The organism is Anabaenopsis sp. FSS-46, assembly GCF_029891665.1.
Taxonomy (GTDB): Bacteria; Cyanobacteriota; Cyanobacteriia; order Cyanobacteriales; family Nostocaceae; genus Anabaenopsis; species Anabaenopsis arnoldii.
The window spans coordinates 1-15499 of the sequence record NZ_JANQDG010000071.1 but is presented as its reverse complement, the minus strand read 5'-3'; the positions used below and the strand labels follow the sequence as shown (position 1 = coordinate 15499).

The 15499-nt window shown below is 41.6% G+C and carries 11 protein-coding genes; 1 reads left to right on the top strand and 10 read right to left on the bottom strand.

Annotated features, from left to right (window positions below; translation table 11 throughout):
- The first annotated feature begins 2 nt into the window (after positions 1-2).
- Positions 3-2264 (top strand): acetate--CoA ligase family protein, encoded by a 2262-nt coding sequence (locus NWP21_RS08300; protein ID WP_348519763.1) that lies wholly within the window; start codon positions 3-5, stop codon positions 2262-2264.
- On the opposite strand, the gene NWP21_RS08295 is transcribed toward NWP21_RS08300, so the two are convergent.
- The 10 genes from NWP21_RS08295 to NWP21_RS08250 all read right to left on the bottom strand — a co-directional run bounded on the left by NWP21_RS08295 (position 2247) and on the right by NWP21_RS08250 (position 15123).
- Complete coding sequence (locus NWP21_RS08295) at positions 2247-2987, bottom strand: amino acid ABC transporter ATP-binding protein (protein WP_271734968.1); 741 nt, start codon at positions 2985-2987, stop codon at positions 2247-2249. The genes NWP21_RS08300 and NWP21_RS08295 overlap by 18 nt on opposite strands.
- A 34-nt stretch (positions 2988-3021) precedes the next feature.
- Positions 3022-4170: an amino acid ABC transporter permease gene (locus NWP21_RS08290; protein ID WP_280792320.1), complete on the bottom strand. Its 1149-nt coding sequence runs from the start codon at positions 4168-4170 to the stop codon at positions 3022-3024.
- A 52-nt stretch (positions 4171-4222) separates the two neighbouring features.
- Positions 4223-5143 (bottom strand): ABC transporter permease subunit, encoded by a 921-nt coding sequence (locus NWP21_RS08285; protein ID WP_280792319.1) that lies wholly within the window; start codon positions 5141-5143, stop codon positions 4223-4225.
- Between the two features lie 15 nt (positions 5144-5158).
- Positions 5159-6223 (bottom strand): amino acid ABC transporter substrate-binding protein, encoded by a 1065-nt coding sequence (locus tag NWP21_RS08280; RefSeq protein ID WP_280792317.1) that lies wholly within the window; start codon positions 6221-6223, stop codon positions 5159-5161.
- A 225-nt stretch (positions 6224-6448) separates the two neighbouring features.
- Complete coding sequence (locus NWP21_RS08275) at positions 6449-7156, bottom strand: hypothetical protein (RefSeq protein WP_280792316.1); 708 nt, start codon at positions 7154-7156, stop codon at positions 6449-6451.
- 70 nt (positions 7157-7226) lie between these two features.
- Positions 7227-9521 carry a dynamin family protein gene (locus tag NWP21_RS08270; RefSeq protein WP_280792315.1) on the bottom strand — a complete coding sequence of 765 codons (2295 nt, stop codon included), beginning with the start codon at positions 9519-9521 and terminating at the stop codon, positions 7227-7229.
- A gap of 13 nt (positions 9522-9534) precedes the next feature.
- On the bottom strand, positions 9535-10326 hold the full coding sequence (locus NWP21_RS08265; RefSeq protein ID WP_280792314.1) for a hypothetical protein: 792 nt from the start codon (positions 10324-10326) through the stop codon (positions 9535-9537).
- A 28-nt stretch (positions 10327-10354) separates the two neighbouring features.
- Positions 10355-12766 carry a dynamin family protein gene (locus tag NWP21_RS08260; protein ID WP_280792313.1) on the bottom strand — a complete coding sequence of 804 codons (2412 nt, stop codon included), beginning with the start codon at positions 12764-12766 and terminating at the stop codon, positions 10355-10357.
- Between the two features lie 173 nt (positions 12767-12939).
- Positions 12940-14367: an FAD-binding domain-containing protein gene (locus NWP21_RS08255; RefSeq protein WP_280792312.1), complete on the bottom strand. Its 1428-nt coding sequence runs from the start codon at positions 14365-14367 to the stop codon at positions 12940-12942.
- Between the two features lie 111 nt (positions 14368-14478).
- On the bottom strand, positions 14479-15123 hold the full coding sequence (locus NWP21_RS08250; protein ID WP_280792311.1) for a bifunctional 4-hydroxy-2-oxoglutarate aldolase/2-dehydro-3-deoxy-phosphogluconate aldolase: 645 nt from the start codon (positions 15121-15123) through the stop codon (positions 14479-14481).
- Positions 15124-15499 lie beyond the last annotated feature (376 nt).

The following is a 15499-nucleotide window of genomic DNA, read 5'->3' as shown; positions in this document are numbered from 1 at the left end:
CTATGCAAAATTCACTACCCAGAACCAGTTCAACGCTTCACCCCACGGAAAAGCAAAACCCCCTAGATGCTATTTTTAAACCCAAGACAGTAGCAGTAATTGGCGCGAGTGAGAAAAAACAGAGTGTAGGACGTACCCTACTGTGGAACCTGATTAGTAACCCCTTTGGGGGTACGGTTTTCCCAGTTAACCCCAAACATCATAGTATTTTGGGGATTAAAGCTTACCCTACTGTCCTTGATGTACCTGAACCCATAGACCTAGCAGTAATTGCTACCCCGTCCCCCACAGTTCCCGGTATCATCAAGCAATGTGTAGCAGCGGGGGTTAAGGGTGCGATTATCCTCAGCGCCGGTTTTAAGGAAATTGGCACCCAGGGAGTAATTTTAGAACAGGAGATTAGAGCACTTAGCCAAGGTAAAATCCCCATTATTGGCCCTAACTGTCTAGGTGTCATGGCTCCCCTGACTGGTTTAAATGCTACCTTTGCTAGTAAAATCGCCCGTGGGGGAAATGTGGGCTTTATTAGTCAAAGCGGCGCTCTGTGTACTGCCATTTTAGATTGGAGTTTCCGGGAAAATGTCGGCTTTAGCGCCTTCGTCTCCCTAGGTTCTATGCTGGATATAGGTTGGGGAGATTTAATAGATTATCTCGGGGATGACCCGGAGACTAAAAGTATTATTATTTATATGGAGTCCATTGGGGATGCTGCTTCCTTCCTCTGTGCGGCTCGGAAAGTGGCTCTGACTAAGCCCATTATTGTCATCAAAGCCGGACGAACAGCGGCCGCAGCCCAAGCCGCTGCTTCCCATACCGGTGCTATGGCTGGGAGTGATGAAGTGCTAGATGCAGCTTTTCGCCGTTGTGGGGTCTTGCGTGTCAATAGTATTTCTGACCTATTTAATATGGCGGAACTCTTAGCAAAACAACCCCGCCCTTCTGGACCACGGCTGACAATTTTAACTAATGCAGGGGGACCGGGGGTATTAGCTACAGATGCTTTAATTGCAGCAGGGGGAGAAATTGCCCCCATACCAGGTGATATGCAAGCAGAGTTACAAAAAATACTACCGCCCCATAGTTCTGTGAGTAATCCCATCGATATCCTGGGGGATGCAGACCCACAGCGGTACTCCCAAGCCTTACAAGTGGCTTTAAATACCCCACAGAGCGACGGGTTATTAGTCATCCTCACCCCCCAAGCAATGACAGACCCGACTCAAACAGCCCAGATGTTGGCGGATTGTGTCCAGGAGTTCCAGCAAGCATCTGTGGTCGGTGAGCGGAGTCGAACCGTAAAAACTAAACCAGTTCCCATCCTGGCCAGTTGGATGGGAGGAGAAGAGGTAGCAGAGGGACAAATGATTTTAAATAAACACCATATTCCTACTTACCCCTATCCTGATACTGCCGCTCGGATGTTTTGTTATATGTGGCAATCGAGTTACAATTTACGAGGTATCTATGAAACCCCCCTAATATCGGATTCTTCCACGGGAACCCCAGACTATAAAACTGTAGAAGCAACTATTGCAGCTGCTACAACAGCCCAACGCCAGATTTTAACAGAGTTAGAGTCAAAGCAGATTTTGCAGTCCTATGGTATTAATATAGTGCCCACAGAGGTGGCTTATAGTCCAGCAGCAGCGGTTAAATGCGCCGAAACTATTGGTTATCCCGTGGTGTTAAAGTTATTTTCCCACACTATTACCCATAAAACTGATGTGGGAGGTGTGCAGTTAAACCTAATGGACTCCACAGCTGTAACTCAGGCTTATAATTTAATTCGTCAGCAAGTAGAAGAGAAAGACTTTTTAGGGGTGACTGTGCAACCGATGGTAAAAACCACCGGTTATGAGTTAATTGTTGGTAGCACTGTAGATGCTCAGTTTGGACCGGTTTTACTGTTTGGTACTGGGGGTCAGTTAGCTGAGGTGTTTAAAGATTACGCGATCGCCCTTCCTCCTTTAAATACTACCTTGGCGCGGCGGATGATAGAACAAACACAAATCTATCAAGCACTTACAGGGGTGCGGGGGCGCAAAAGTATTGACATAGCGGCTCTAGAAAAACTCATGGTAGTATTTAGTCGTCTGGTTGTGGAACAACCCAGAATCAAAGAAATTGACATTAACCCTTTATTAGCTTCTTCTGAGAAGTTAATCGCCCTGGACGCGCGGATTATTCTCCATGACCCGGAAATCCCAGACCAGGAGTTACCCAACCCCCCCCTAACCCTAGAGATTCTAGAGAATTTGCGCTAAAAACTTTCGCGTCCGGGCTTCCTTGGGGTTGGTGAAAAAATCATCAGGTGTAGCTGACTCAATCAGGGAACCACTATCCATGAGAATTACTCGGTCAGCAACTTCACGAGCAAATCCGACTTCGTGGGTAACTACTACCATCGTCATCCCATCCCTAGCCAGGCTCCGCATTACATCTAATACTTCTCTGACCATCTCTGGATCTAATGCGGAGGTGGGTTCGTCAAAGAGCATAATTTTAGGTTTCATCGCTAAAGCACGGGCGATCGCTACCCGTTGTTGCTGTCCACCAGATAATTGTCCGGGATATTTCTGCGCTTGTGCTAAAATACCAACTCTTTCTAGGAGTTGCATGGCTAATTCTTCAGCTTTTGGCCTTGTCAACCGCCGCACCCAAATGGGAGCTAAAGAAATATTTTGCAGTACTGTTAAATGGGGAAATAAATTAAACTGCTGAAAGACCATCCCGACTTCTCGCCGAATCATTTCAATATTTTGCAAGTCATGGCTAAGGGTAATACCGTCAATGATGATTTTTCCCTGTTGGTATGTTTCTAAAGCGTTAAATGTGCGGATAAAGGTTGACTTACCAGAACCAGAAGGTCCCATCAAAACTACCACTTCTCCACGATTGACATCTAAACTCACGCCCTGGAGAGCATGAAATTTACCGTACCATTTGTGAACATCTTCAGCAACAATTATTGGTTGTAACTCTGACATAGGCTCTAAATTGGGAATCATTAGTAATATTGCTCTATTGACTAATATTTAATTGTCTTTCTAATCGTCTAGAGGCTAAGGACATCAAGTAACAAAATATCCAGTAAATTAATCCAATAAATAAATAAACTTCTGCATAGCGTCCCAGAAATTGGGGCTGCGCCAAAATAGAACGGGAAATACCCGTGAGTTCTACCAATCCCACCAGAGATAATAGGGAAGTGTCTTTAAATAAGCCAATAAACTGACCAACTATTGCTGGAATCACCGCCCGTAAAGCTTGGGGGAGAATAATTAAAATTACTACTAAAGGTGTATTCAGTCCTAATGCTTTTGCTGCTTCGATTTGTCCCATTGGGATCGCTTGCAGTCCGCCACGCACGTTTTCTGCCATGTAAGCAGCACTAAATAATACTAGTCCCGCAACTCCTCGCAATAACCGATCTAAACGCAAATCTGTGGGCAGAAATAATGGCAACATGACTTGGGCTAAGAACAAAATTCCAATTAGCGGTAGTCCTCTCACAATTTCAATGTAGCAGATGCAAAACCAACGCACTACAGGCAAATAACTGGTGCGTCCTAATGCTAGTAAAACACCAATGGGAAAGGAAAGTATTATACTAACAACTGCCATGAGTAAAGTTAGTAATAAACCGTTCCAAAGGTTGGTAGATACGGGTTGTAAGCCAAATCCACCGCCAATTAGCCACAGAATTACGGGGAAGGACAGCAACCATGTTAGAGAAAGCCAAGGTGCTATTAGTTGATGAAATTTACCTCCTAACCAAAAACCTGTAAGCAGCAAAACTGCAATCAACAGCAACCACAGGCGGGATGTCAAATCCCAGGGGAAAATCAGGCACAAGAATCCCGCAATCAAGGCATATGCAGCTTGGCGCTTTGTCAACTGTTGTTTACTAAAGAATACACCCACAGTGATCGCACTGAAGGTGGAAGCGATCGCCAGGACAATCCAAACTCGCCAGTATAAGGCTTGAGGAAATCTACCGACTAAAAATAAACGTAAATTCACCCAAATCACTGCCCATTGTGCTTGAGTAATTGCCCAATTCAGTAATCCCCATACCGTCCAAAACAACAGTAATAAGCAGATAACAGTTAATAAGCTGTTATACCAGCTACTAAAGAGGTTTTTACGTAACCAAGTCAATTTAGTCATTGGTCATTAGTCATTGGTCATTGGTCATTGCTTCCTACTCCCTGCACCCTACTTATTTGATCTGCACTTGGCGGTTGAATAAGTTCATTGTTAGGGAAATAGTTAAACTCAGGGTGAGATATGTCAATATCAGTAGCAACATGACTTCTACGGCTCTCCCGGTTTGGTTAAAGGTGGTAGAGGCGACAAAATAAAGATCGGGGTAGCCGATGGCGATCGCTAAACTGGAATTTTTAGTTAAGTTTAAATACTGACTGGTCAGTGGCGGAAGAATTACCCGCAAGGCTTGGGGAAATATGACCAGACGCATAATTAATAATGGTGGAAGTCCTAGCGATCGCGCTGCTTCCCATTGCCCTTTTGGTACTGATTGAATACCCCCGCGAACGATTTCGGCAATAAACGCACCAGTGAAAAACACCAAACCCAGCAATAAAGCTGAAAACTCTGGAGATAAAGTAAACCAAGGCAGTTCTAGTCCATCTTGGCTGAGTCCCAAAAATCCCCAGAGGGAAATTTTCTCCTCTCTTGTGGGAAAACCTAAAAATACAGCAAAGTACCAAAATAATAATTGCAGCAGTAAAGGTGTATTGCGAAAAATCTCTACGTAAATACTCGTAATCTTTCGCAATAGCCAGTTATCAGAAAAACTCGCTATCCCGGCACTAATCCCTACAATGGTCGTGAAGAAAATACCTAAAATCGCCACCCGCAATGAGTTCACTAATCCTACCCACAAAGCGTGAGTGTAGGTATCAGTTGGTTGGTAATTCAGTAGGCTTTCACCAATCCCAAAAGAGGCTTGCTGCTGGAGAAAATCAAATCCTAACTGAATGCCTAACTGCTGCAAATTGCGGTGAAGATTACCCCACAGAATCATCACCATAACTGCTGCTAACAATACAGCCATCAGTTGTGCTACAATGTTCCAAAACCGATAATCTCGCCATATAGGTGGTTTGGGATTAGCCATGAGTGATTTTCCCCTTTACCGAAACGGCGGCGAATAGAGTAATCCGCCCTTTGTCCATAGTTGATTTTGACTGCGAGGGAGATTCAGGTTAGTATTTGGGCCCAGATTGCGATCGTAAATTTCGCCATAGTTCCCGACCTGTTTGACTATCCTGGCGGCGAAGTCGTTTGTTAAACCGAGTCCTTCTCCCAGGTTGCCTTCTGTGCCTAAAAAGCGTTTAATATCTGGGTCGTTACTAGTAGCCAATTGTTCCACATTTTGCGAATTAATCCCCAACTCTTCGGCTTTAATCAGGGAATAAACTACCCAGGTCACTGCACTAGCTAATACAGAGTCACCTTTAGCAACGGCTGGTGCTAGGGGTTCTGAGGAAATTATTTCATCCAGAAGGACGTTATCTTCTGGATTGGGTAGAGTGGTTCGCCGAGAAACTAAGGCAGAACGATCAGCTGTAATCCCATCACAACGCTTTTCAGCATAAGTGGCAAAAGTCACATTAATATCTTCAAAGACGATGGGCTTGTAGGTGATGTTTCGTTTCCTCATTTGGTCTGCTAAATTTTGCTCCGTAGTGGTTCCATTTTGAACACAGATGGTTTTGTCTTTCATATCTGTCAAGGAATTAATTCCACTATTTTTGCGCACCATGATCGCTTGACCATCGTAAAAGACAACGGGGGCAAATTCTAGACCGATGGAAGTAGCGCGGCTGAGAGTCCAGGTGGTGTTACGGCTGAGAACGTCTACTTCCCCTGTCTGGACTGCGGTAAATCGCTCTTGGGCGCTCAGATTGCGAAATTCTACTGCATCTGGGTTGTCAAATAAAGCAGATGCGATCGCTCGGCAGATATCCACGTCGATACCACTATACTTACCGTCAGTTTCCACAAAGCTAAACCCTGGGATTTGTCCACTGACACCACAAATTAGCTGACCACGGCTTTTGATGGTATCCCAACGACTACGAGTTGTTTGTGTTCCGGGATTATTGGCTGTGTTTGTTGTTCCTTCTGGGTTGTTACAAGCCGTAATAGCAAATATTAGGGGAGCGATCGCTAAAATTAACGCTGATCTTCTCATAAACTTCATGAATGCTGCACCTGATAAATTGTATTAGTGACTACAATATTTTTCTTGTAAATAAGTAGCTATTCGCAATATAAGACTTTTTGAGTACCTATGCTAAATATTCCTGGACTCTCAAATATTAATGTAGTCACTAAAAAATATTTCAAGGATGTTGCGTTTAAATGCTCACCATTGCATCCCCAGGCTATAAAGCCTTGGGGAATTAGGCGAGTTTAGTTAGAGATTAAACTGAATTACATTATCCAGCGGTTGTAAGAACTTGTTATTCACAACTTCCTGATACATCTTCAGGTCTGTTTCCCAGTTATCGATGATTTGAGCTAAAGCTGTTAAACCCTGTTTCTCGTCTTCTTGGTTGATGGGGTGTAAGCAATTAGCGGTAAATAATACAACCTTTTTTGAGGTTTGCTCTGCTAATTGCAGGAGTGCTTCGTTAATGTCTAGATTCATTTGTACCCCCGGTTGATTGTACATAAACCTCAGAGACGCTTGTACTGGCGTTGTACCGTATTCTAGCCATGATCCGGAATTTAACAGGGTTCTGTATATATATTCCCGCGTCCCATTTTCTTGGTTATCAAATGGCGCATGACCCCGAAAGGTGATACTTATGCCTTTGTAGTTTACTTGTGGTAGGGTCTGAATATATTTATGAGCAATGGCTGCAATTTGTACTACTTGCTTTTGTGCTTGTACAGACAGAGGTTGTGCGAAAATAATCCGATTTAAGTCTGCTATGACTGTAATCCCATTTTGAAAGGTAACCTGGGCTGCACTGTTGGTCAATATTGGCGCTTTGGCTAATTCCCACTCACTGGGTACAATACCACTGTATTTGAGAAAGTCTGGGGTTAAAATGGTGGGGTTGTTTTTCTGCGCGGCGATCGCGATCGCCATTTCCTGTATATTTAACTTTGAATTCATCTGGAGTTGTGATATAATTGTTTACAGTCATGATTCAATGGCTAGTATAACATTTTACCAGAAAAAAATGCTAACTTGCTTTTAGCGTTTCTTCCCAACTGCTCCTTTTTAAAGCAATAGATAACTGTTTTAATCTTTCACTAACCTCTAAATCAGATGTTGTTCCTTGCAAACTCCGGGGAATTTCAGCTAAAAGTAATGGATTTCCTTGTAACCATTCATTCATAGCCACCCCTGTCCAAGTACCTTGTTTATCTCTAAAACTATCAACTAATCCCTTGAGTTCTTGAACACAATAGGACTCAAAACTGGCTGCATCAAAAATTGCCGCACATAAGTATTCTTCAAAGGCATTAATATCACTTTCCACTTCAAAAGTTACGGATTCTTGTGGTACAATAGGTTCCGTCATCCCAGATTTTGATAGTGTTACCTCTGTCACCCCTAACACCTGTTGGCGAGTTTCCGGGTTAAACAGCAAATCAGCACCATACTTTACATATCTTTTCAAAACACTATAACCTGGTTCCAAGCCAGTATAATAGTTATCAACAATTTCAATATCTACTCCCAAACTTTTCACAATTTTATTGCGGGTATCACTGTTAACTGGACCGCGAATTAACACCTCTGCTACTGGACGCGCAAAGCGTAAAAATAACACACTTAAACTATTTTCTAACTTAGATAAAAAATAAGCTTCGGAATTTTCAATTAATCTAGCTTTAACTTGATCACTTCCCCATAATAAAGTGGTCATGTATTCCACTAACTTTAATCCTTCATTCTTTAATTCTAGAGCAAGTTCATGGGCAATTGTTGATAACACCCTGGTAATATCAATATATAAATCATCACGCCAAGCAAAGTTAGCTTTCATCCGGTCAAATTCTGGATTGGAATTAGCCAAAAAAATAGTATCTTTCTTTTGCAATGTTTCCTCCCGCAGTTTCTGCATTTCGCTGTTGACAACTTGCAGATATCTTTGGCGGAATTTTTCTATTTTGGGTAAGGAGTCAGTAGTTAAATTTTCTAATGTGTTTCTAGATACATAGTCATCATAATATTGTTGTAAATCAGCTTTAATGCTTAACCATTTTTGATTCCACCATTCTGCAAATAAAACTCGTCGATTATTTTCTGCAAATAATTTTGCTTCCTCAGTATTTTCCGGGTGCTTCTGACCAACTAGATGATAAATTTGTTCAGAGGTGCTAATGATTTTATTCAGAGAAGCTTCACACCGTTTCTTTAAAATATTCACACGCTCATGATTGATATAATTAAAGATTTTGTCTTTAATAGCTGGGATACCAGTAGCATTGGTTTTGAGACTTTCTGCATCGGTAATCCCAGTTAATCGCTGTAAATCAGATGCAATCTTACTGGGGTCACCAATTTCTAATTTAGTCTGTGGTCCTGCTATATTATTTAAAATCAAATATGCACCAGCAGAACCAGAAACAAGACGTTGACTAGGTAAGTTCGCCCGTTTTGACCAGTCTTGAGATGCTTCTTGGATATGGGTTTCTAGTGCTTCAGGACTAGCTATAGAATCAATGCGACTGAGAAACACAAACAGTTTATCAGCAACGGTGACGTTTTTATCCCCTAGTTCCGTAAATTTGATGATTTCTAATTCCTTCTCTCTCAGACTAGTAAAACGCTGTACCAAAATCACAGCGTCACAGTCTGATAGCATTTCCTGTGCTTCATCAACGTGTTTTGCTAAACCTGAATCTAAACCAGGAACATCATAAAAAACAACTCCTTCAGCTTGTGCAAGTTTGTTAGTATAAAGTCTTGCTTCTAACACAGCATGAGCGTATCTTTCATCAGCTACATACTTTTTTAACAGTTCTTTAATATCTTCTAGTCTGGTAAATGGAAAAATGCGATCGCCTTCCCTCCTCACTTGCTGTAAAGTTACTTGATTAGCGTGGATAGTATTCAGGTCTTCCTTTGCGTTGGCTTTTTCTAGTTCCGTGAGTAAGTTGGTAAATTCAGCTTCGGTTTTAGCTTGTACCTCTAGTCGTTGTTCAGACTCATTTGCAACGGAGTAAATTTGTGTAGTGGTAAATGTACATCTTCCTCCCTTTGCTGGGAGTAAGTCACATTCTAACCAAGCATTGACAAAGGTACTTTTTCCGGCTTTTTCTAACCCCACAACCGCAATCCGGAACTCCCGTTTTTGCAGTCTTTCCAACTGACGACGGGTGGGTTCTGCTTCTTGGATCAGAGTTTCTATTAATTTAGTAGGAACTTGTGCTTGGGGTAAATTAGCTAAACTCAAAGCGTGTCTTTGAATATTTAAAGCATCGCTCAGACGAGTTTCATAGTAGGAAGATGCTGTTTTCCAATCCATTTTGGCAAATCCTTTAAATCCTGTTAAATTCTTCTAAACCCAACACAGATAAATATTTAATACAAGCTATTTTGCGGATCACCCCTTGACCATGAGCAGGTAGATTACTTTTTAAAGTGTATGAGATTTGCTTCCCGATCATGTCTTGTCCATCAGCAATGTTAATTCTGATGTAAACTTCTCTTTGTTCACTTATATCTGTGATCTTCTCGTCGGTTAAATCTAGGTTCTCCTGGACGCTATCAGCTTTTTGATCATTAGTACACAGAAAATAGGAAGCATTACCTATCAAGTCCTTGATGTCAGCTTGATTAATAGGGTTATTGTTGGTAAATTTTCTCGCTACTGATGCTGGTACAACCAGACATAAAGATGCAGATTCACTCTTTTTTGGGGGAGTAGCAGGGGTTGGAGCAATCGGAGATTTTAATGGTAACTGTGTGTTTTCTCTATTTTTTAGAAATAAATCAACTAATAAAATTCCCAAGGCAATAATAATAATAATGAAGTACAAGTCTTCATTAATCATTTGCTCTCCGCTTGGACTCTGCGAAGTATTTTTGCTAATATTTAATAAGTTGTTTTTTATCAAATTACCTAACATATATAAATCATCTTTCAACTTAGAGTTACCTTCAATTCCCAAATCTTGACAAATTTGATCAGCTTGTGTTTTATCTGAATCAAGGATACGGTAAATTACCGCATATAAAACTCCCACTTTCTGACCCTTGATATGATCATACTCCTGAGCATACACTTGTTGATATTGTTGATATAGTTCTTTTAATTTTGATGGGTGCATATGATTGTATTTGAATTTATATGCAAAATCAACTTTTCAGGTTCCAACTTTGTCCTAAGCTATCAAAATCTTCAGAGAGGTTTTGAGCTTTTTCCTGCATAGGTACCCAGATATTTCTTTGTTTTTCATAATCTAAAGTAGTTTCTTGGTGTGCTTTATCCAGTCTGGCTTGATAACGGTCAATAATATCATCCTGAATTTGAGATACGGTTTTTTTTAAACAATTAATTTGTGTGATTAACCAAGTGGCGATTTTATTGACTATTTCTGCTTCTTGCTGTTTCGACTGAATAATCCAACTGGTCAGCAAATCTTCTACACTAGGTATTGCCGCATTATCACTAGAACGGGTTTGATATTCAGTTTCATAAAAAGTTTTTTCCCATATCCATAGAGTATACCAGACTCTTTCTTTTTTTTCTACCTTGATTTGTTCTTCCCAAGTTCCTTGATGAATAGGAAAACCATTTTGAAAGGAGAAATTAAATGTCAATTGGTTAGCGTCAACTTTAATCAGTTGTCCTTCTGGGAATTTGATGGCTATATGGGGGGCCTGATTATTGGCATTTTCTTCAATATAAGCCAAATGACAACGGAATAATTCAGAAACTGAATTGTAAATTCTCTCTACCACCTGTTGGGAAACTTGCTTTAATACATCTTGCAAAATAATGTTTAAATGTATAGCTAGTTCATTGAGTTCCTCATTGATCTGTTTGAGTTCTTTTTTCTGTGCTTCTGTCCTCGCTTCCATCTTTTTCCCTTCTTTAGCTAGGGAACCTGTATAACCCAAGTTAATTAAACGCTGCAAATTTTTTGAGAGTAAATTCACGCTTAATACATTGGCTCGTTTCAAGTTGGGAGTGTCTAAATCTACCTTTCCGGTTTCTAAAGACTTTGCAACTGCTTCTAATACTTGGTTAATTACCTTGTTCAATTCCGGGAAGCATCCGTATATGGGGAATAATTTCTCTCCTAATTGATTATAAGGTGCCTGTGCTTGCAGTTCCCCAATTACCTTTTTGATGTGATTAACTAAGTCTTCTGTTGATTCCCCTGCTGAAACCTGTTTAACTTTTAGTTCTAGGTCTTCGCAGGGTTTTTTAAGCTGTGCATCACTTTCTTCAAGTAATGACTGTAGCGCTGACCTGGTTTGTGATATTTTGTCGCACTCTTGTTGATATTGTTCCTCAGAACTATTAACAATAGCCGTTGTTGTTTGTAAAGACCACTCTCTAACAGCATTTCCAGCAGCTATATTAAACCGTTCTATGATTTGAGGGATGACTAACTGGGGAAAATATTGATTAATATGACTTCTTAAGTTATCGTGAAATTCCTGTCCATAGGATTTTTGCCATAATGCTTGCGCCACTCTGTTTTTGTCGTGAACAGACCATTTTTGAGTGTTCCGGGGCAAATCTTCTAATATATCTTCAATTAATACACTAAAATAGTTATCCGCCTTTTTACACGCTTCACCGCTGTAAATAGTATCAAAACTTTGCATTTGCAGGGATAACAAGGCGGGCCATGTACTTAATTTGACTACTTCTAAATTTTCGATTTCCTCTGAGTATTCCCTTAGCTGCTGGGTTAACTCCCTTTTAATATTAGCTATGGTGCTTTCACAAAAGCGATTTTCTGTTTCTGGCCAGTTTTTATCAGCGCGGAAAACATCAATTCGATTCAAAGTAAATAGCATTCTCGCGGGAGAACCGCCTAAATCTTTGACCTGCTGTACTACTTCTTGTAGTAAACTATGTACTTTTTGGGAATCTGTTTCTGCGCTGTTATAGGTGACTATACACAGAGCCTCACGACACTGTTTAATCACATTAGCGTTACCCTGATCACCCACGTAAGCTAAACCGGGTAAATCCAGAATTCTGACAGTGGTACCTTGTGGTAGTTCCCATTGGGAATCGTTTAAAAGTCTAATGGGGTAAAAAATTTTAGATTGTGGACAAGCTAAGTTGGGTTGTGTTTCTCGGTTTTCGATATAAGTGATCATCGCCTGGTAGAGACGCTGATAAATTTTCTCTTCGGTAATACCCTTCCATTCTCCACACTCCCACAATGCTCCTGGGGTTTCATAGATGACTAAAGACTTTTGAGTATTGTATTCAATAGTCACAGTACCAGCACTCATTTCACTCACCGCTACTGGTACAATTTCCGCTCCGCAGAGTAAATTAACTAAGGTGCTTTTACCGCTGCTGGTGGTTCCTGTGGTAGCTAGGGTAAGAGTGGGATAACGCAGTTCATTCACCAGTTGATTTAAGGCTGTTTCCAGGTTATGGGACAGTTTTTCTATTTCCGGTAGATATGTCTCTGGTAAGTGCTGGCAGATTTCTATGTGAAAATTCTGCCAGCATTGAGCCAGTAGTTTGGCTTTAAATTCGATAGCTTCAAATACCTCGTAGACTTGATTATTCATATTATTTTGTATTTATTTGTACAATTGTTGTACTTTCTTAGTGTAGCGTATTGGTAGCCTAAATCTCTATATGCTCAAAATTTCATCATTTCTTCATAGAATTAATGATTTTTGGGGGTTGATGTATAAGCTCTTACTACAAATCCCCCGATTTGATGCGTGGGGATTGTCAATCAAGCCTTTTGCTGTTGATACATCTGCTTAAATACAGCTTGTTGTACTTTATGATCTACAATTGGGGCGGGATAGCCACAGGCTTGTAATTCTAAAGGTGGAATTTTGCCTGTGACTAAATATTCTGAGTCTACCGACCGGAGTTCTGATACCCATTGGCGAATATATTCTCCTTCCCCATCAAATTTTTGGGCTTGACTGGCTGGGTTAAAAATTCTTAAGGGCTTGGGATCCATACCACTAGAGGCGCTCCATTGCCATCCGCCATTATTTGCAGATAAATCACCGTCGATGAGTTTCTGCATAAAGTATTTTTCTCCCCATTGGGGATTGATAATTAAATCTTTGGTTAAAAAACTGGCGACAATCATCCGACACCGGTTATGCATCCAGCCAGTTTGATTTAATTGCCGCATGGCCGCATCTACAATAGGATAGCCGGTTTTACCTTCACACCAAGCCTGAAAATGTTCTTGGTTATTCCGCCAGGGAAAGTTTTTGAAGGTGTCGCGGTAAGCACCTGAAGCTAATTCGGGGAAGTTATACATGGCGTGTTGATAAAACTCCCGCCAGGCTAATTCCTGTTGCCATGTGCGGATACTATTTTCTGCTTCTTCGCTGTGGCTATGTTCTGCAGCCTCTAAGGTGGCTTGCCACACTGTACGAATGCCAATAGCTCCAAGTTTTAAAGCCGCACTCAGTCTAGATGTGCCATCAATTCCAGGCAAGTTACGCTGTTCTTGGTATTTTGTGATATGATAATTAGTAAATTGCTCTAACTGTGCCTGTGCCGGGGCTTCTCCCGGTTGAATAATTAATTCTTGCCCCCAAATATATCCTATGTCTTGGGCTGAGGGTAATTCAATTACCCCTACTTGTTTGGCAGTTTCTGCCTCAGTCTCTGTTAATCCTAGGGCATTTTCTAGGGTTGCTACTGGCTGCGCCTTGGGTCTGCTGCTCCAATTTCTCCAAAAAGGAGTATAAACAGTGTAAGGAGTTTTCGCACCTGTACGAATCTCTTCCGGTGGGTGCAGCAATTGGTCCCAAGTTTGCTGACATTCAATACCTTGTTGTTTGAGCGCAGACATCACCTCCCGATCCCTGGTTTGGGAATAAGGCTCTACGTCTGAGTTCCAAAATACGGCTTTGGCTTTTAAGGCCACTGCTAAGGCTGGTATGGCCGGGATGGGGTTATTATGAACTATTAATAATTGGCTACCTACTTGAGTATATCGCTGTTGCAGTGCTTGTAAACAGCCAATCATGTATGTTACTCTGGCGGGGGCAATATCGTCTCGTTCCAGAATCTGGGGGTCAAGGCAAAATACCCCTACTACTTTGGCGCTCCGCTCCCTAGCCGCAGCTAGTCCTGTATTATCGGAAATACGTAAATCACGACGATGCCAAAACAAAATTAACTCAGACATTGCACACCAATAATACAGCAACGGACGGGTAATTGAACAACTAGAACAACTATTATATAGTTGGCATTTGACTTGTGATTTTTTCTGTGCTAGAATGCTTACATTAAGGTATTATAGGGTACGATTATTCAATCGCTCCATGAGTTGATGGGAGTGGCGGGCGATCGCCTGCCAATTGCCAGATTTTACCAGTGATGATGGGAATAATTGACCGCTCAAACCCACAGCGATCGCCCCGGCTTGGATAAAATCTTCTGCATTGTCTGGAGTGACTCCCCCAGTGGGAATTAAAGGAATATGACCGAGAGGCCCTTGTAAACTTTTAATGTAGTTGACCCCGCCCACAGCTTGCACGGGAAACACCTTGACACAGCTAGCTCCGTGACTCCAAGCGGTGACTATTTCTGTGGGGGTCAAAGCACCAGGAATAATGGGGACATTTTTGGCTAGTGCGGCTTGAATCATCGCCACATCAACATGGGGAGTAAAGAGAAATTGCGCCCCACAGGCGATCGCCTCTTGCAGTTGCTGGACATTGAACAGGGTACCAGTACCAATTACACAGTTTGGTAATTCTGCCCGTAATTGACTAATTAATTCCCCGGAGCGATGGCTATTCCAGGTAATTTCAATTAACTGCATTCCCCCAGAGGCGACCGCCATAGCCATTTTGGCAGCTAATTGCATATCTGAGGCGCGGATAACGGCGATCGCCCGGTGTTTTTGCAGATGTGATAACCAAACTTGATCAGACATGGATGTGATTTTACAACTGATTCCTAACTAGGGTTGGGAACAGGGAATAGGGAACGGGGAACACACCGAACAGTTTCAGCTATCTGTCATCCCCAAATTTTCTGATTTATTTAACCCAAAATGTACACTTTTGATGGTAAACCCTTCAAAAACCCTGAACCTATTTTCTTTTTTAGTAACCTCAAACCTTTGATTTATATAGGTTTTACATCTATTCAGCAGAGCAACTAAATAACTCCTCCCACACAGAGAACTATAGCAACCGCCAAGGTGGTTAGGACACAAACAAAAGATAAAACCGTTGAAATTCAAGCGTTTCAAGGCTTCCCCCTGCCCCCTGCCCCCTGCCCCCTGCTATATATATCTAGTATCATCC